General features: G+C 68.4%; 19 protein-coding genes. 11 read left to right on the plus strand and 8 right to left on the minus strand.

Features of this window, described 5'->3' with window-relative positions; translation table 11 throughout:
- Positions 1–185: 185 nt before the first annotated feature.
- Together thiS and OLX23_RS08995 are read right to left on the minus strand one after the other, a co-directional pair.
- Complete coding sequence (thiS, locus tag OLX23_RS08985; RefSeq protein ID WP_319641304.1) at positions 186–1,181, minus strand: sulfur carrier protein ThiS; 996 nt, start codon at positions 1,179–1,181, stop codon at positions 186–188.
- 18 nt (positions 1,182–1,199) lie between these two features.
- On the minus strand, positions 1,200–1,571 hold the full coding sequence (locus tag OLX23_RS08995; protein ID WP_264444537.1) for a MerC domain-containing protein: 372 nt from the start codon (positions 1,569–1,571) through the stop codon (positions 1,200–1,202).
- Between the two features lie 119 nt (positions 1,572–1,690).
- Between OLX23_RS08995 and OLX23_RS09000 the strand changes: the two genes are divergently transcribed.
- From OLX23_RS09000 to OLX23_RS09035, 8 genes are all read left to right on the plus strand, one after another.
- A complete protein-coding gene (locus tag OLX23_RS09000; protein ID WP_264444538.1) occupies positions 1,691–2,731 on the plus strand; it encodes a COX15/CtaA family protein in 1,041 nt (346 codons plus the stop codon).
- Entirely contained in the window at positions 2,731–3,054 is a 324-nt protein-coding gene (gene cutA / locus OLX23_RS09005) for a divalent-cation tolerance protein CutA (RefSeq protein WP_264444917.1), read from the plus strand. The genes OLX23_RS09000 and cutA overlap by 1 nt, the downstream gene beginning before the upstream one ends.
- Positions 3,051–3,776 carry a hypothetical protein gene (locus OLX23_RS09010; protein ID WP_264444539.1) on the plus strand — a complete coding sequence of 242 codons (726 nt, stop codon included), beginning with the start codon at positions 3,051–3,053 and terminating at the stop codon, positions 3,774–3,776. Before cutA ends, OLX23_RS09010 begins: the two co-directional genes overlap by 4 nt.
- 156 nt (positions 3,777–3,932) lie before the next feature.
- Entirely contained in the window at positions 3,933–4,412 is a 480-nt protein-coding gene (rplM, locus tag OLX23_RS09015; protein WP_264444540.1) for a 50S ribosomal protein L13, read from the plus strand.
- Positions 4,412–4,939, plus strand: a complete 528-nt coding sequence (rpsI, locus tag OLX23_RS09020) for a 30S ribosomal protein S9 (RefSeq protein WP_264444541.1) — start codon at positions 4,412–4,414, stop codon at positions 4,937–4,939. Before rplM ends, rpsI begins: the two co-directional genes overlap by 1 nt.
- Positions 4,940–5,254: 315 nt before the next feature.
- The gene (locus tag OLX23_RS09025) at positions 5,255–5,650 is read left to right on the plus strand and encodes a PadR family transcriptional regulator (protein ID WP_264444542.1); all 396 of its coding nucleotides are present in this window, start codon (positions 5,255–5,257) and stop codon (positions 5,648–5,650) included.
- Positions 5,640–6,206: a DUF1700 domain-containing protein gene (locus OLX23_RS09030; protein WP_264444543.1), complete on the plus strand. Its 567-nt coding sequence runs from the start codon at positions 5,640–5,642 to the stop codon at positions 6,204–6,206. The genes OLX23_RS09025 and OLX23_RS09030 overlap by 11 nt, the downstream gene beginning before the upstream one ends.
- A 14-nt stretch (positions 6,207–6,220) precedes the next feature.
- Complete coding sequence (locus OLX23_RS09035) at positions 6,221–6,943, plus strand: DUF2807 domain-containing protein (protein WP_264444544.1); 723 nt, start codon at positions 6,221–6,223, stop codon at positions 6,941–6,943.
- Between the two features lie 136 nt (positions 6,944–7,079).
- On the opposite strand, the gene OLX23_RS09040 is transcribed toward OLX23_RS09035, so the two are convergent.
- The 3 genes from OLX23_RS09040 to OLX23_RS09050 are packed head-to-tail and all read right to left on the minus strand — an operon-like array spanning position 7,080 to position 9,103.
- A complete protein-coding gene (locus tag OLX23_RS09040) occupies positions 7,080–7,955 on the minus strand; it encodes a metallophosphoesterase family protein (protein WP_264444546.1) in 876 nt (291 codons plus the stop codon).
- On the minus strand, positions 7,948–8,802 hold the full coding sequence (locus OLX23_RS09045) for a diacylglycerol kinase family protein (RefSeq protein ID WP_264444547.1): 855 nt from the start codon (positions 8,800–8,802) through the stop codon (positions 7,948–7,950). The genes OLX23_RS09040 and OLX23_RS09045 overlap by 8 nt, the downstream gene beginning before the upstream one ends.
- Before the next feature lie 34 nt (positions 8,803–8,836).
- Positions 8,837–9,103 (minus strand): hypothetical protein, encoded by a 267-nt coding sequence (locus OLX23_RS09050; protein ID WP_264444548.1) that lies wholly within the window; start codon positions 9,101–9,103, stop codon positions 8,837–8,839.
- A gap of 205 nt (positions 9,104–9,308) precedes the next feature.
- On the opposite strand from OLX23_RS09050, the gene OLX23_RS09055 reads away from it, so the two are divergent.
- Positions 9,309–9,611: a UrcA family protein gene (locus tag OLX23_RS09055; protein WP_264444549.1), complete on the plus strand. Its 303-nt coding sequence runs from the start codon at positions 9,309–9,311 to the stop codon at positions 9,609–9,611.
- A gap of 158 nt (positions 9,612–9,769) precedes the next feature.
- Here the strand turns inward: OLX23_RS09055 and OLX23_RS09060 are convergent, their stop codons facing one another.
- The 3 genes from OLX23_RS09060 to OLX23_RS09070 form a co-directional block, all read right to left on the minus strand.
- On the minus strand, positions 9,770–10,510 hold the full coding sequence (locus tag OLX23_RS09060) for a LytR/AlgR family response regulator transcription factor (protein ID WP_264444550.1): 741 nt from the start codon (positions 10,508–10,510) through the stop codon (positions 9,770–9,772).
- Positions 10,503–11,855, minus strand: coding sequence for a sensor histidine kinase (locus OLX23_RS09065; protein WP_264444552.1), 1,353 nt, complete (start codon positions 11,853–11,855; stop codon positions 10,503–10,505). The genes OLX23_RS09060 and OLX23_RS09065 overlap by 8 nt, the downstream gene beginning before the upstream one ends.
- 102 nt (positions 11,856–11,957) lie before the next feature.
- Positions 11,958–13,484, minus strand: a complete 1,527-nt coding sequence (locus OLX23_RS09070; RefSeq protein ID WP_264444554.1) for a fumarate hydratase — start codon at positions 13,482–13,484, stop codon at positions 11,958–11,960.
- Between the two features lie 180 nt (positions 13,485–13,664).
- Between OLX23_RS09070 and OLX23_RS09075 the strand changes: the two genes are divergently transcribed.
- Complete coding sequence (locus OLX23_RS09075; RefSeq protein WP_264444555.1) at positions 13,665–14,267, plus strand: protein-L-isoaspartate O-methyltransferase family protein; 603 nt, start codon at positions 13,665–13,667, stop codon at positions 14,265–14,267.
- A gap of 2 nt (positions 14,268–14,269) precedes the next feature.
- On the plus strand, positions 14,270–15,790 hold the full coding sequence (locus OLX23_RS09080) for a TolC family outer membrane protein (protein ID WP_413629799.1): 1,521 nt from the start codon (positions 14,270–14,272) through the stop codon (positions 15,788–15,790).
- Positions 15,791–15,792: the final 2 nt, after the last annotated feature.

Here is a 15,792-nt window from a genome sequence, read left to right on the forward strand (position 1 = left end):
ATCATCGGGTTAACCAAGCCACGCACGAGGCCCGATCCGGCGTTAGACTTTGGTTGAAGGTGGGGTCATTGGGCGTGCTGCGACACATCGCCCATCACCACTTTGTCCGTCATCCCCGCGAAGGCGGGGATGACGGGGTATGTTTGCGCAAGCGATCGTCCTCGAACGACTTACGCGCGCCTGCCTCAGATCAATCCCGCCAGCGGGCTCGACGGGTCGGCATATTTGCGCGTCGCCATGCGACCGGCAAGGTAGGCGTCGCGGCCGGCTTGGACCGCGAGCTTCATCGCGCGGGCCATGCGGATCGGGTCCTTGGCCTCGGCGATCGCGGTGTTCATCAGCACGCCGTGGCAGCCGAGCTCCATCGCGACGGCGGCTTCCGAAGCCGTGCCGACGCCGGCGTCGACAAGCACGGGCACCGTGGCACCCTCGACGATCAGCCGCACGGTGACCTTGTTCTGGATGCCCAGGCCCGAGCCGATCGGCGCGCCCAGTGGCATGACCGCGACGGCGCCGACTTCCTCGAGCTGCTTGGCCGCGATCGGATCGTCGACGCAGTAGACCATGGGAAGAAAACCTTCCTTGGCCAGGATCTCGGTCGCCTTCAAGGTCTCGCGCATGTCGGGATAGAGCGTGCGCGCTTCGCCCAGCACCTCGAGCTTGACCAGGTCCCAGCCGCCCGCCTCGCGCGCCAGGCGCAGGGTCCGGATCGCGTCGTCGGCGGTGAAGCAGCCCGCGGTGTTGGGCAGGTAGGTGATCTTCTTGGGATCGATGAAGTCGGTCAGCATCGGCGCCTTGGGATCGCTGACGTTGACGCGGCGCACCGCGACGGTGACGATCTCGGCGCCCGAGGCCTCGACCGCCGCGGCGTTCTGCGCGAAGTCCTTGTACTTGCCCGTGCCGACGATCAGCCGCGAGCGGAAAGTCCGCCCCGCGACGGTCCAGCTATCGTCATCGCCCGGCGCCTGATCGCCGCCGCCGACGAAGTGGACGATCTCGAGCACGTCGCCATCGCCCAGCACCACCTCGGCCAGAGTCGAGCGCGGGACGATCTCGCCGTTGCGTTCGACCGCCACCTTGAGCGGGTTGAGCTCGAGGCTCTCGACGAGCTGCGCGATCGTGGCGCCGGCGGTGATGCGGCGCGGTTCGCCGTTGACGGTAAGGGAAAGTTCAGCGGTCATGACCGAGGCAGATAGCGCTCAGGCCGTGTGACGCAAGTTCCGTATATGGGCCGTGGCCACGAGCGCGACGCCGGCGATCGTCAGCAGGGCCTCGGGCAGGCCGTGACCGACGAACAAGGCCGCGGTCATCAGCGCGATGCCGGCACCGCCGATCAGCAACGGCGCAGGGCGGCCGTGGCGCAGGACGCCGAGACCCAGAGTGAAGATGCCGACGACGATCGCCAGCAGCAGGCCGATCTCGTGAATCGCGGGCGACAACAGGACCTGCCCGCCCAGGCCCAGGACCGAAACCAGCACGATGCCGGCCACGCAGTGCAGCGCGCAAAGCCCCGAAAGCAACATGCCAAAGCGGTCGAGACGATTGCGAATCGAGAGAATGGCGCGGGTCATGTCGCCCCACTTATGTAACGTTGTATCATCATGCAACCCACGACGGCGAATTTATGGCATCGGGCTGCAGGGAAACCCCGACTTGCGCTTTTGCCGGGCCGGGCGCAGGGACCTCGGCCATGTTCGATTCCACCAATCTGCGGCCCGTCACGGCTCGGCCGCTGGCCCTCGCCCGCTGGCTTTTCGCGGTCGCCGCCATCGTCATCCTGATCGTCGCGGTCGGCGGTATCACCCGCCTGACCGAGTCGGGGCTGTCGATCACCGAATGGAAGCCCGTGACCGGCGCGATTCCGCCGCTGACCGAGGCACAGTGGCAGGCCGAATTCGCGCACTATCAGCGAATCCCGCAATATACCGAGGTCAACGGTCCCGCCGGCATGACCCTGGCCCAGTACAAGTTCATCTACTTCTGGGAATGGGTCCACCGCCTGCTTGCGCGGATCTCCGGGCTGGCCTTCGCGCTGCCGCTGGCGTGGTTCTGGGTGCGCAAGCAGATCCCTGCGGGCTACAAGCCGCGGCTGGTGGCCTTGCTCGCGCTCGGCGGTCTGCAGGGCGCGGTCGGTTGGTGGATGGTCTCGTCGGGTCTGACGCAGGACGTCAAGGTCAGCCACTTCCGCCTCGCCGCGCACCTGCTGGTGGCGCTGACGACCTTGGGCGGGCTCGTCTGGACCGCGCTCGACCTGCGCGCGCTGGCGCGCGGCGAGCCGCGCTCGCGGCTGAGCCGGTTCACCGCGCTGGCGCTGGTCATGCTGGTGATCCAGCTGTTCTTCGGCGCGCTGACCGCCGGCCTGCGCGCGGGCCATGTCGCCAACGACTGGCCGCTGATGCAGGGAAGCCTGTTCCCCGAGGGCGTCGAATGGGCGCTCGGGCCGATTCACGCGCTGCTCAACGATCCCTACCTGATCCACTTCGTCCACCGCTGGTGGGCCTGGGCGGTCGTCGCCGTGCTGATCGTCATGGGCCGCAAGCTCAAGGCACACGGCCAGCGACGCCCGTCGATCGCGCTGCACAGCGCCTTCGGCACCCAGGTGATCCTGGGCATCTTCACCGTCTGGTCGGGCATCGCGCTGTGGCTCGCCGTGGCGCACCAGCTCGTGGGTGCGCTGCTGGTCGCCGCGACCACCTGGGGCGCGCATGCTCTCGGCGGGTGTAAAGCGTGATGGAACCTGAAGGCCCCGCGCTGATCTGGTGTCCCTTCCCCGATGCCGCGACGGCCGCCGCGACCGCGAAAACGCTGCTTGACGAAAGGCTGATAGCCTGCGCCAATATCCTGCCGGCCATGCTCTCGCTGTTCGAATGGAACGGCGAACGCGGCGAGGCGACGGAGGCGGGGGCCTTGTTCAAGACGGACGCGGCATTGCTGCAGCGCGTGATCGCTCGGTTGGGCGATGAACACCCTTATGAGGAACCCGCGATCCTGGCCTGGCGTTGCGACGAGGCGGCGCCGGCAACCGCCGCCTGGCTCGGAGCGCTGACGCGGTGAGCGGCCCGACGAGCCGCATGGTCTGGATCGCCGGCGCCGCCGCGATCGTGCCCATGGCGGCGATCAGCGCGGCGCAGGCACCGGCCATGACGGGCGCGTTCAATCCCCCCGCCGCTCCGCTGCTGCTTACGCGCACCTTGCGGCATCAGCTCCATGACGGCCAGGCCGTGGTCACCCGCCGCGCCTATCGCGTGCAATTCGTGGCCGAGCGCGACGGTTTCCGGCTCGACGGGACACTGGCCGAAGTCACGGTCGAAGCGCCGCCGGGGCTGGAGGCGCTCGCCGCGCTCGAGCGCAAGCGGCCCGACGTCGCGCTGTTCCCCATGCAGCTCGATGCCGGCGGCCGGCTGAAGGCGGCGCCCGAGCCTGCCAGCAGCCTCGTGCAGCGCCGCGCGATCGGGGTCGCGGCCGACCACATCACGCGGATGAATCTCGCGCCCGACGATGCCGCCGAAGCGCAGGGCTTCGTCTCGCAGCTCCAGACCCGGCCCTATCGCACCGCCTGGCCGCGCGACCTGTTCCGTCCCGCGCCCGGTGACCGGCGCGAGCAGCGCGCGATCACGATCGCCGACGGCCTCCAGGGGCAAGTGACCACCGAGATCGCCGCGCGCGCCGACGCCGCCTCGGGTCTGCTCGCCGCGTTCAGCCGCAAGGTGACCACCGATCTCGGCGGCAACACCCGCGTGGTGGTCGAAGAATGGACGCTGGCGCCAGCGCCCTGAATTGAGAGGTATTATTTTACCTCCTCGCAAAACGCCCGATTCGCTTGACTTTGCGGGCGCTTTCCACGATTGGGCCGCCTTCGCTGCGCCTCCTCGATAGGGATTCGCGCGGAATCCAAGGGAATTGACCCTCCTTAGTATAAGGAAGATTGGGCCATGAAGGCGCTCAGCAAGGTCACCCGGTCGATCAAGCCGGCCGAGGTGGAGAAGAACTGGCATCTGATCGATGCCGATGGTCTGGTGGTCGGTCGCCTCGCGGTGATCATCGCCAACATCCTGCGCGGCAAGCACAAGCCGAGCTTTACCCCGCACGTCGACTGCGGCGATCACGTCGTCGTGATCAACGCCGACAAGGTGCGTCTGACGGGCAACAAGCTCAAGCAGAAGACCTATTACAAGCACACCGGCTACGCCGGCGGCATCAAGGCGGTCACCGCTGCCAAGGTCCTCGAAGGCCGCTTCCCCGAGCGTGTGCTCGAGAAGGCCGTTGAGCGCATGATCCCGCGCGGCCCGCTCGGCCGCGACCAGATGCGCGCGCTGCATCTCTACGCCGGCGCCGAGCACCCGCATGGTGGCACCCAGCCCCAGCCGCTCGACGTTGCCAGCCGCAACCGCAAGAACAAGGTGGGTGCCTGATGTCCGATAACACCGTCACCGATCTGGCCGACCTCGGCCAGCTCGCCGCCGGCGCTCCCGCTGCCGCTCCCGAAGCTGCTGGCGAAGCCCCCGTCCGCACCGCTCCCCCCGCGCCGCTGCGCGACAAGGAAGTCGATGCCCAGGGCCGCGCCTATGCCACCGGCCGCCGTAAGGACGCCGTGGCCCGCGTGTGGATCAAGCCCGGTTCGGGCAAGGTCACCGTCAACGGCCGCGACCAGGAAGTCTACTTCGCGCGTCCGACTCTGCGCCTCGTGATCGACCAGCCCTTCCAGGTTGCCGACCGCGCCGGCCAGTACGACGTCGTCGCCACCGTCAAGGGCGGCGGTCTCTCGGGCCAGGCCGGTGCCGTCAAGCACGGCATCGCCCAGGCGCTCAGCAAGTTCGAGCCCGCCCTGCGCGGCGCGGTCAAGGCCGCCGGCTTCCTGACCCGCGACAGCCGCGTCGTCGAGCGTAAGAAGTACGGCCGCGCCAAGGCACGCCGTTCCTTCCAGTTCTCGAAGCGCTAAGCTTTTTCGAGGTTTCGAACGACCAGGGGGTCGGCCGCAAGGCCGGCCCCTTTTTCGTTGCGCGTTTCATCCGCCCCGGCACGGGGAGGGGGACCGCCGGGCGGAGCCCGGTGGTGGAGGGGGCCGTCGACCAGACGCTGCGGTAGCGGAGAGCCCCCTCCGTCACGCGCTTTCGCGCGCGCCACCTCCCCGTGCCGGGGAGGATTGCCATCCGAATTCAACCCTACCATTCATAAAAAGGAACCACGCATCACAAGCTATCTTGCAATAAACAGTACCATGTTATAGACAGTCTCCATAGCAGGAGACCGATTCGTGCCAGAGGCCATCGAGATACAGCTCAAGAAGGGGGTGCTGGGACTTTGCGTCCTGGCGCTGCTTTCCCGTGGAAACAGTTACGCCTACGAGATCGCCAGCAAGCTCTCGCATGCGGTGGATATGGGCGAAGGCACGATCTACCCGCTCATGCGGCGCATGCAGAACGAGGGTCTGGTCGCGACCTATCTCGAGGAATCGCCCTCGGGTCCGCCGCGCAAGTACTACAAGCTGACCGCCGCCGGCCACGACAGCCTGGCCGCGCAGCTCGCCGAATGGCGTTCCTTCACCGCTGCCGTCGAGGGCCTGATCGGCCATGTCGACGCGGCATCTCCACCGACCGATGGCGCACCCATCGACAACCAGGACCGCGCGGGAGGCAATCATGACGCGTGACGAATTCCTCAAGCGCATGCGGCGCGATCTCGCCGGGCTGCCCGCCGATCGCATCGAAGACGTGCTGAGCGACTATACCGCCCACTTCGACGCCGCGGCCGAGGACGGCCGCTCCGAGACCGAAGTCGCCGAGGCGCTCGGCGATCCGGGCCGCCTGGCGCGCGAGCTGCGGCTCGAGGCCGGGATCAAGAACTGGGAAGAGGTCCGCTCGCCGTCCAACGCCTGGACCGCGGTGATCGCCCTGCTCGGGCTCGGCGCGATCGACATCCTGATCCTGCTGCCGATCCTCGCGTCGGTGGTCGGCGTCATGTTCGGCATCTTCGTCGCGATGATCGGCCTGTTCATCGGTGGCGGCGGGGTCCTCATCATCGGCCCGTTCCAGGGCTTTCCCGGCGGCGGCGCCGCGGCGATCCTCACCGGTCTCGGCATGATGGCCGCGTCGGTCGCGGGTACCGCGCTGCTGACCATCGTCACGATCGGGCTGGTCAATGCCCTGATGTGGTTCGGCCGCCTCCACTACCGGGTGGTCAAGCCCGCCATCGACGCTCAAGCCTGAAGGGGGCCTGCGACATGATCAAGAAGCTGCTCATCGTCTTCGCCAGCGGTTTCGCGCTGTCGATCGTCGCGCTCAGCGCCGCCTGGGTGATCGGGGGTCAGGACCTGATGACCCGGATCCAGCGCGACCACCATTTCTCCATCGACGTCGATGACGACGATCGCGATGCCGGCACGCCGCAGGCCACGCGCAGCCTGACCTTCGACGGCGCACGCCTGCTGACCGTCAGCGTCCCCGTCGAAATGCGCTTCGTCCGCGGCGAGAAGACCGAGATGACCGTCTCGGGCCCGGCCGCCGCGATCAACGCGCTGGTCTGGGAAAACGACGAACTCTCGCTCCGCGGCAAGGATCAGGACACCGAACATCGCAGCCTGCGCCTGACGATCACCGCGCCGCAGTTCGCCGGGCTGATCCTCAACGCCCCCGGCGACATCGAACTGCGCGATCTCGATCAGTCCTCGCTCAAGCTCGAGGTCCGCAGCCCCGCCAGTGTCGACGCGCGCGGCCGGGTCGATACGCTCGACGTCAGCACCAGCGGGGTCGGCTCGCTGGACCTGGCCCGGCTCGACGCGCGCGATGCCAAAGCCGAAATCTCAGGGGTCGGCTCGATCGACCTCAACGCCCGCGGCAAGGTCGACGTGGCGATCACGGGCGCCGGCTCGGTGAGCCTTCACCGCAAGCCGGCGGTCCTGACCAGCCGCACCAACGGCCTCGGCTCGATCGACAACGATTATTGATTCCAGCCCGACGGCTGATTACCGGCCCGCACCCCCATCCGACCTCCCTACGGTAGCATCCTAGAGGGAGGTCGGGTGGGGGTGTGGGCCGGTGCCGCGAGGCAAGGACGGATGTCCTTGCCGCACCCACCAAGACTCAGTGAACCGGCGGATCCTCGGCGGGGACCGCCTGGACCGGCGCGACCGGCTCGTCGGCGCTGCGCGGCGGCAGGGCATCGGGGGGAACCTCGGGGATCTGCATCGCCGGGGTCGGCACGGCTTCCAGATTGCGGACCTTCACGCCGATCTCGCGCCCCGTGATCGTCAACTCGTTGAAGCTCGGCGGGGTCGAGCGGATGCGCCGCGACAGCGTGCCCGCACCGATCATGCGCACCGGCCCGAAGCGCGTGTCGTGCGACAGATCGAAGGCATCGTGGACGTGCCCCGACAGCACGGCGAGGACGTTGCGCGTGGCCAGCGCCTCGAGCGCGCGCTGGCCGCCGCGGGTGAGCGCGGTGCCGCGCGTGCCAGTCTCGACCAGCGGATGGTGGCAGGCGACGAGCACGCGCGTTCCCGCGGGCAGCGCGTCGATCAGCCCCAGGGTGCGTTCGAGTGCCGCCTTGGTCACCCAGCCCTTCGACCAGTTCAGACGCCACTGCGCGCGTGCCGTGGTCTTGAGCGGCACGATCGCCACCCCGCCCGTGCCCTGGCGCAGCTCGAGCTTGCGCTCGATCAGACCCTCGATCTTGCGGAACCGGCGATAGGGATCGGTGAAACGCTCGAACAGGTTGAAATAGGGCAGGTCGTGGTTGCCGACCTCCACCGTGACCGGCACTTCGAGCCCCAGGATCCAGTCGCAGGCCGCGGCGAATTCGTGGCTGCGCGCACGCATCGTCAGATCGCCGGTGATCGCCACCGCGGCGGGATCCTCGCCGGCGATGCACAGCTTGGCCCAGTCGAGCGCGCGCCGGTCCTCGAGCCCGAAATGGATATCGCTGAAATGGAACAGCCGCAGCGGGGCGGGATCAGCCATGTGCCGTGACCAGCATGTCGACGTCGCAATCGGCGAGGACGAACTCCACTTCCGTCGCCGCCGGCGAGGCGGCTTCGCCGTCGATCAACAATCCCATTTCGTCCCCTTCCGGGCAGGCAAGCCGCACCGACTGGTAGCATCCCAGGCTGTCATGCGGTCCTTCGCGGAAATTGCGCCGCAGCAGGGCCAGTCCCTGCAGGGCATAGTCGGACAGTGTTTCGGCATAATAGGCTTCGAGTTCAAGCCCGTTGCGGCCCGGAATGATCTGGATCGCCGAATAGCCCTCTGGCCGGCCGCAGTCGGGCGCGCGGCAATAGACCTTCGGCCCGCCGGTCGATTCCCCGATGGCTTCGGCAGCGCCCTTGATCGTGCCCAGAACGTCGGTGTCGCGCAGAGCCTCGCGCACGTCGGCCCAGGCGGCGCCAGGTCCGGCAAGGATGCCCGAGAGACCGTCGCCGTGCGGTGAGCGCACCAGCGCCGGCCGCTCGCGCCGGGCTAAGCCGGCGCCGACGCGGGCGATGATCTCTTGCGCCGTCGCCTCGCCGTGGAGCCGCTTGGCCAGCATGTTCATCGTGCCCCCGGGCAACACCAGGATGGTGCCCTCCCAGCCGTAGAGCCCGGTCACGATCGAATTCATCGTGCCGTCGCCGGTGAAGATCACCAGCATGTCCACCTGGTTCCGCTGCAAGGCCTCGATCGTCGGCGCGCCCTCGTCGTGGAAGCCGACCCGGCGCGCGATCACGCAGGCCGCATCGGCGAAAGCCTGCTCGAGCTCGGCCAGGGCCGCATCGTTGTTGCTGCCGCTTGCCGCGTTGACCGCGAGCCAGATGGTTTTGCCTTCGAACATGGCGAAGACAGCGCATTTTGCGCGCCGAGGTTCCCTAGACTTTCCCCGAAAGGATCAGCCAAGCCGACAGAGCGTTGACCAGGCTGTAGATCGCATAGCCCCAGGCCCAGCCGATCGCGCCCGCGTCGACCATCAGCATCGCGCCGAGCAGCATGAGGAATTCGACGACAAGGCTGAACCGACCGCCGAGCATGTGGACGAACCACGAGACCTGGCCGAGCAGAACGTGCCCGCTCTGGAGCACCGCCTTGTGCATCGCGAAATTGGCGATGCCGAGCAGGAAGAGCACGACGATGGCCACGGCGCGACTCTAGGCCGGACCCGCGACGAAGGCCAGCTTTCGCGATTCCGCCCCCGCCCATGACGTTCGTCGGCCCGAGATCGTCGCTCGTCGAGCGCCGACGTCCTTGATCGTGCGAAGCCGGCTTTGGTCGAAGGATGCGGGAAGCGACGCGCCGGGCGGAGTAATACTTCCTCCAGGAATTCAGGAAGGAAGGGAAAACCAAATGCGCAAGATCTTCATCAACTCGCTCGCCATCGCCGCCTCGATCCTCGCCGCCAGCCCGGCCCTCGCCGCCGACGCCAAGCTCGTGTGGAAGGACCTCGACCTCAGCACCGACGCGGGCAAGGCCGAACTCGACAGCCGCATCGACGCCGCCGCCCAGCAGGTCTGCTCGCCCGGCGCGATCACCGGCAGCCGCATCTCGCGCGGCGCCTCGGCGACCTGCCTGGCCGATGCCCGCAACGCGATGAAGACGCAGATCGCGGCGAAGATGGCTCCCGGCCGCGTCGCCAGCAGCGCCCGCTAAGAAGGTCACTCGCGCGGGGCAGCCCCCTCGCGCACGACCCGAACCAGCGGACGGGACTCCGGCTGGTTCAGCCTTGCCCGGTCCGGCACCCAAGCCGGGCCGGGCATTTTCGTGTCTGTCCGCTTTCAGCGCAAGCGGCACCGGCCCGCACCTAAATCTCAGCGCCCGGCCATGGCTTTCGCGCGGGGCAGATAGGTCCGGCCGATACGCACGAGGCTGCCGTCGTCGAGTTCGGCCGACCAGGTCCCCAGCCCGTCGTGCTTGAGCCCGCGGATGCGGTCGCGACGCAGGATGCACGAGCGGTGGAGGCGGATGAACCGCGCCGGATCGAGCCGCGTCTCGAGCCCCGAGACCGTGTGCAGCAGCAGATAGCTGGTCTCGCCGACGTGCAGCCGGACATAGTCGCGCTCGGCATCGATGCGATCGACCTCGGTCGCGCCGACGCGCAGCAGTTCCGACCGGTGCGGCACCCAGAACTCGTCGAGCCATTCGCCCGAATCGCGCTCGTTCGTGGCGCGGCGCGCCAGCGCGCGGCCGACGGCGCGCTCGAGCCGATCGGGCGCGACGGGCTTGAGCACGTAGTCGACCGCCTCGAGATCGAAGGCCTCGACCGCGAAGTTCTCGTGCGCGGTGACGAAGATCACCACCGGCGGCACCGTGCCCTCGGCAGGAGTCTGCTTGGCGAGGGCGCTGGCGAAGGTCAGCCCGTCCATCTCGGGCATCGTGATGTCGAGCAGGACGAGATCGGGGGTCAGCGCCTCGATCAGCCGCAGCGCCTGGGCGCCGTCGCTGGCCGTACCGACGACCGCGATGCCCGGCAGATTGGCGCAGACGATCTGCATCCGCTCGACCGCCAGCGGTTCATCGTCGACGATCAGCGTGCGAAGGACCTCACCCATTCCCCAAGGGTAGGCGAATCACCGTGGCGAAACCACCCCCCAGCCGCGGCCCGGCTTCGAGGCTGGCCTTTCCGTCGAACCGCGCCTTGAGCCGGTCGCGGACGTTGGCGAGACCGATGCCACAGCCCTCGGACTTGCTGCCGGGGCCGATACCGGGACCGTCGTCGCTGACCGTGAGCACCAGGGTCCGCTCCTCGGCGCGCGCGGTGATCGTCACGGTCACCGGCGTCTTGCTCGCCGCCACCGCATATTTGATCGAGTTCTCGACCAGCGGCTGCAGGATCATCCCCGGCACGGGCGCGTCGGCGAGCGCCTGCGGCACCTCGATCGCGGTGCGCAGACGCTCGGGAAAACGCACGGCCTCGATCTCGAGATAGAGCTTCTGCAGGCCGATCTCCTCCTCCAGCCGGACGTCACCGGTCGAATCGCCAGTCAGGCTGCGGCGGTAGAAGGTGGACAGCGTCTGGATCATCCGCTCGGCCGCCTCGCCCTTCCCCGTCATGACCAGCGCCGACAGCGAGTTGAGCGTGTTGAACAGGAAGTGCGGGTTGATTTGGTAGCGCAGCGAGCGCAGCTCGGCAGCCTGGGCGGCGCGGCGGTATTCGCCCTCGCGCCGTTCGGCCGCGCGCGCCTGTTCGGCGCTGGCGAGCGCCAGGTAGATCGCCGCCCAGGCCAGCAGCAGGAAGTAGCGCCCGAGGATCAGGTCGGCGTTGTCTTCCCAGAAGCCCGCCTCCTTCTTCTTCTGCGCGACGATCACGCGGGTCGTGCTCTTCGCCGCGTCGGACGGCGCGGGCGAGACCTCGTCGGGCGATGGTGGAGCGGGCGGGCTCGGCGGAGACGGCGGCGCAGGCACTTCGCCGGCTTCGTCGCCGTTGCGGATGATCAGCCGGCCGTTCTGCATCTCGACCACGCGGCCGTTCTTGCTGCGCACGACCAGCCGGCCATTGCCCATCTCGACCGAGGAGCCCCGCTCGTCGCGCAGGATGTCCATGCCGCCCTGGGCCTCGAGCCGCGTCTTGGCCTGGTGATCGAGGTCGGCGAAGACCTTGCCGTTGATCGTGGTCAGCATGACCGCGAGCGGCAGGCCCAGCACCATGACCGCACCGACGCGCTGCCACAGCGGGCGCCGCGCCATGGCCACGAGCAGCGGCCAGAGCAGCGCGGTCCCGGCCATCGAGGCCAGGGTGACGAGCAGGCGACGCGAGAAGAAGGCGCTGTTGAACTCGTAGTCGAGCACCACCCCGCGCAGGGTCGCGAGGAGGAAATAGGTGGCCCAGAGCCCGAAGATGGAGGCCAGGACCAGCCGCGGCGGAACGCGCACGGGCCCGGCAATGGATTCGCTCATCACCAGCGGAATAGCGCGTTCGGGGCAGATCGCGCCAGTCGCTTGGTCGATCCGCGTAGGGCGTTGGTGGAATCCTCCCCGCGAGCGGGGAGGATCCAGGAACTACGAAACCGGCAGCAGCCCCTCGTCGGCGATCTTCTTCTGCCAGACCGGCGGCGCCAGCGTGTGGACGTTCTTGCCCTCGCTATCGACCGCGACGGTCACCGGCATGTCCTCGACGGTGAACTCGTAGATCGCTTCCATGCCAAGGTCGGCGAACGCGATGACTTCGGCCTTCTTGATCGCGCGCGCGACCAGATAGGCCGCGCCGCCGACGGCCATCAGATAGGCCGACTTGTGCTTGGCGATCGATTCGGTCGCCGCCGGGCCGCGCTCGGACTTGCCGACCGAGGCCAGCAGGCCGAGGTCGAGCATCGTGTCGGAGAACTTGTCCATGCGCGTGGCCGTGGTCGGGCCGGCCGGGCCGACGACCTCGTCGCGCACCGGATCGACCGGGCCGACGTAGTAGATCACGCGGCCCTTGAAATCGACGGGCAGCTGCTCGCCCTTGGCCAGCATGTCGGCAATGCGCTTGTGCGCGGCGTCGCGGCCGGTCAGCATCTTGCCGTTGAGCAGCAGGCGATCACCCTGCTTCCAGCCCTGGACCTCTTCGGGGGTCAGGGTGTCGAGATTGACCTTCTTGGCCTCCTTGCTCGGCGCCCACTGGACCTTGGGCCACTCGTCGAGCTTCGGCGTCTCGAGGAAGCTCGGACCCGAACCGTCGAGCGTGAAGTGCGCGTGGCGCGTGGCGGCGCAGTTGGGGATCATCGCGACCGGCTTGCCCGCGGCGTGGCACGGCCAGTCGAGGATCTTGACGTCGAGGATGGTCGACAGGCCGCCGAGGCCCTGTGCGCCGATGCCCAGCGCGTTGACCTTGTCGAAGATCTCGATGCGCAGCGCCTCGATGTCGTTCTGCGGGCCGCGCGCCTTGAGCTGGCCCATGTCGATCGGCTCCATCAGGCTCTGCTTGGCGAGCTTGACGCAGTGCTCGGCGGTGCCGCCGATGCCGATGCCGAGCATGCCCGGCGGGCACCAGCCGGCGCCCATCTGCGGCAGCATCTCGACCACCCAGTCGACGATCGAATCCGACGGGTTCATCATCTTGAACTTCGACTTGTTCTCCGAGCCGCCGCCCTTGGCCGCGACGTCGACCGAGATCTTGCTGCCCGGGACCATCGACACCGACAGCACCGACGGCGTGTTGTCCTTGGTGTTGCGGCGGGTGAAGGCGGGATCGGTCAGGACCGAGGCGCGCAGCTTGTTCTCGGGATGGTTGTAGGCCCGGCGCACGCCCTCATCGACCACTTCCTGGAGCGACTTGTCGCTCTCGAGCCGGCAGTTCTGACCCCATTCGATGAAGACGTTGACGATGCCGGTATCCTGGCAGAGCGGACGATGGCCCTCGGCGCACATGCGGCTGTTGGTCAGGATCTGCGCGATCGCGTCCTTGGCGGCCGGGCCCTGCTCGGCTTCGTAGGCCTCGCCCAGCGCGCGGATGTAGTCCATCGGGTGGAAGTAGCTGATGTACTGCAGCGCGTCCGCGACGCTCTCGATCAGATCTTCCTCGCGGATCGTCACCATGTCAGCCATTATGCGTATCCCTATGCTCGGCTCTTGAGGCCAGAAATGCGCCGCCGCCATAGGCGCGAGAGCGGTCCCCGTCAAAGCGCTTGGCGAGCTTGCGGGGTTCGCCTAGAAGCGGGCGGCTTCGCGCCGGGGGAACGTCAGTACGGGGCCTCTCCCCAAAGGGCGCAATAGGGATTGCATTCGATGACTTTGACCGAGAACCCGCCCGCTGCCACTTCGGACGCGGCCCGCCGCGCGATGATCGACAGCCAGCTCCGCACCAGCGGCGTCAACGAGCCCTGGGTGCTCGCCGCCATGGCCCGCGTCGCGCGCGAGGACTTCGTGCCCGACAACGCCAAGGCATCGGCCTATATCGACCGCGCCGTGCCGCTGGGCGAAGGTCGCTTCCTCGCCGCCCCGGTGGTCCACGGCATGATGCTGACCGAGGCGCGCCCGAGCGCCGAGGACAAGGCGCTGATCGTCGGCGACGCCAAGGGCTATCTCGCCGCGCTGCTCGGCCCGCTGGTCGGCTCGCTCGATGCGCTCGACCCCGCCGACGCGGCCAAGCGCCGCTCGAAGGGCCCCTATTCGCTGATCGTCGTCGACGGCGCGATCGAGGAACTGCCCGCCGCGCTCGGCGCACAGCTGGCCGAGGGCGGTCGTATCGTCACCGGCCTGGTGCTGCGCGGCGTCACCCGCCTCGCCGCGGGCCGCAAGGCCGCCGGCGACGTGGCCCTGCTGCCGCTCGCCGAGCTCGGCATCCCCGCCCTTCCCGAATTCGCGGCCCCGAAGCGCTGGAGCTTCTGAACGTGCCATCATTCGGTCCGCGTGTCTGGCTTTTGGCCGGAGCCGCCCTCGCGGCGACTCTGGGCGCAGGCCCGGCGTGGGCCCCCGCGCAGGCAGAAGACCTGCGTTCCGCACTGATCGCCGCCTATAACACCAATCCCACCCTGCAGGGCGCGCGCGCCAGCCAGCGTGCCACCGACGAAGACGTGGCCATCCAGAAGGCCCCCGGCCGCCCCTCGATCACCGGCCAGGCGACGCACACCGAGTTCGTCAAGCAGAGCGGCAACAACTTCACCGCCCCCGATCGCAACCTCAACGCCCAGCTCTCGCTGTCGGTGCCGCTCTATTCGGGTGGCTCGGTGCGCAATGGCGTGAAGGCCGCCGAGACCCGGGTCGAGGCCGGCCAGGCCGACCTGCGCGGGACCGAGAGCTCGGTCTTCAGCCAGGTCGTCGGCGCCTATATGGACGTGATCCTCAACGAGGCCGTGGTCGGGCTCAACCGCAACAACGTTCAGGTGCTCGAGGTCAATCTCCAGGCCACCAGCGACCGTTTCGAGATCGGCGACCTCACCCGCACCGACGTCGCCCAGTCGCAGTCGCGCCTGGCGCTGGCGCGCGGCGATGCGCGCACCGCCGAGGCCAATCTGGTCGAAGCGCGCGAACGCTACATCCGCCTGGTCGGCCAGGTGCCCGGCATGCTCGAAGCGCCGCCGCCGCTGCCGGGCCTCCCCGCGAGCCCCGAAGACGCGGTGACGATCGCGATCGACAACAATCCCGATCTCGCTGCCGCGCACGAGCGTCGCAAGGCGGCCGGCTATGACGTCAAGGTCGCCGGCGCGGGCCGCCTGCCCACCCTGAGCGCCTTCAGCCAGGGCACCTACAACGACTATTACGGCACCCTGGGCGGCAGCCTCGGCAGCACCCAGACCTTCACTCAGAGCGAGACGACCGCGCAGGTCGGCCTGCGCGCCAGCATTCCCATCTTCCAGGGTGGCCGCCCCGCCGCGCAGCGCCGCCAGGCCCAGGCGCGCGAAGGCGCGGCGATGGAGCAGGAGATCGAGGTCGAGCGCGGCGTGATCGCGCAGGTGCGCTCGGCCTATTCGTCGTGGCAGGCCTCGAACGAGATCATCACCTCGACCCAGTCGGCGGTCGACGCCGCCGGGCTCAGCCTCGAAGGCGTCCGCGCCGAGAACTCGGTCGGCAACCGCACGATCATCGACATCCTCGACGCCGAGCAGGAACTGCTGCGCGCACGCGTCCAGCTCGTCACCGCGCGGCGCAACGCCTATGTCGCGGGCTTCTCGCTGCTGGCGGCGATGGGCCAGGCCGAAGCGCAGGATCTGGGGCTCGACGGCGGGCCGCTCTACGACCCCGACGTCAACTACAAGCGCGTGCGCGGCAAGTGGTTCGATTGGGACGACGATGCGGCGCCGAAGCCGCAATCCACCCGCACCGTTGACACGCCGCCCCAGGACGGCGAAATTCGCGGTTCGGAAGCTACGACGATTCAGTCGACCAATACCAATGCGCCAGGGGGTAAGTAGCG

The sequence above is a fragment of the Novosphingobium sp. JCM 18896 genome, assembly GCF_025938095.1.
Taxonomy (GTDB): Bacteria; Pseudomonadota; Alphaproteobacteria; order Sphingomonadales; family Sphingomonadaceae; genus Novosphingobium.

Excerpts from the sequence above, each read along its gene's own strand:
- thiS (WP_319641304.1), bottom strand. The coding sequence starts at position 1,181 with ATGACCGCTGAACTTTCCCTTACCGTCAACGGCGAACCGCGCCGCATC.
- OLX23_RS08995 (WP_264444537.1), bottom strand. The coding sequence starts at position 1,571 with ATGACCCGCGCCATTCTCTCGATTCGCAATCGTCTCGACCGCTTTGGC.
- OLX23_RS09000 (WP_264444538.1), top strand. The coding sequence starts at position 1,691 with ATGTTCGATTCCACCAATCTGCGGCCCGTCACGGCTCGGCCGCTGGCC.
- cutA (WP_264444917.1), top strand. The coding sequence starts at position 2,731 with ATGGAACCTGAAGGCCCCGCGCTGATCTGGTGTCCCTTCCCCGATGCC.
- rplM (WP_264444540.1), top strand. The coding sequence starts at position 3,933 with ATGAAGGCGCTCAGCAAGGTCACCCGGTCGATCAAGCCGGCCGAGGTG.
- rpsI (WP_264444541.1), top strand. The coding sequence starts at position 4,412 with ATGTCCGATAACACCGTCACCGATCTGGCCGACCTCGGCCAGCTCGCC.
- OLX23_RS09030 (WP_264444543.1), top strand. The coding sequence starts at position 5,640 with ATGACGCGTGACGAATTCCTCAAGCGCATGCGGCGCGATCTCGCCGGG.
- OLX23_RS09035 (WP_264444544.1), top strand. The coding sequence starts at position 6,221 with ATGATCAAGAAGCTGCTCATCGTCTTCGCCAGCGGTTTCGCGCTGTCG.
- OLX23_RS09040 (WP_264444546.1), bottom strand. The coding sequence starts at position 7,955 with ATGGCTGATCCCGCCCCGCTGCGGCTGTTCCATTTCAGCGATATCCAT.
- OLX23_RS09045 (WP_264444547.1), bottom strand. The coding sequence starts at position 8,802 with ATGTTCGAAGGCAAAACCATCTGGCTCGCGGTCAACGCGGCAAGCGGC.
- OLX23_RS09055 (WP_264444549.1), top strand. The coding sequence starts at position 9,309 with ATGCGCAAGATCTTCATCAACTCGCTCGCCATCGCCGCCTCGATCCTC.
- OLX23_RS09060 (WP_264444550.1), bottom strand. The coding sequence starts at position 10,510 with ATGGGTGAGGTCCTTCGCACGCTGATCGTCGACGATGAACCGCTGGCG.
- OLX23_RS09065 (WP_264444552.1), bottom strand. The coding sequence starts at position 11,855 with ATGAGCGAATCCATTGCCGGGCCCGTGCGCGTTCCGCCGCGGCTGGTC.
- OLX23_RS09070 (WP_264444554.1), bottom strand. The coding sequence starts at position 13,484 with ATGGCTGACATGGTGACGATCCGCGAGGAAGATCTGATCGAGAGCGTC.
- OLX23_RS09075 (WP_264444555.1), top strand. The coding sequence starts at position 13,665 with ATGACTTTGACCGAGAACCCGCCCGCTGCCACTTCGGACGCGGCCCGC.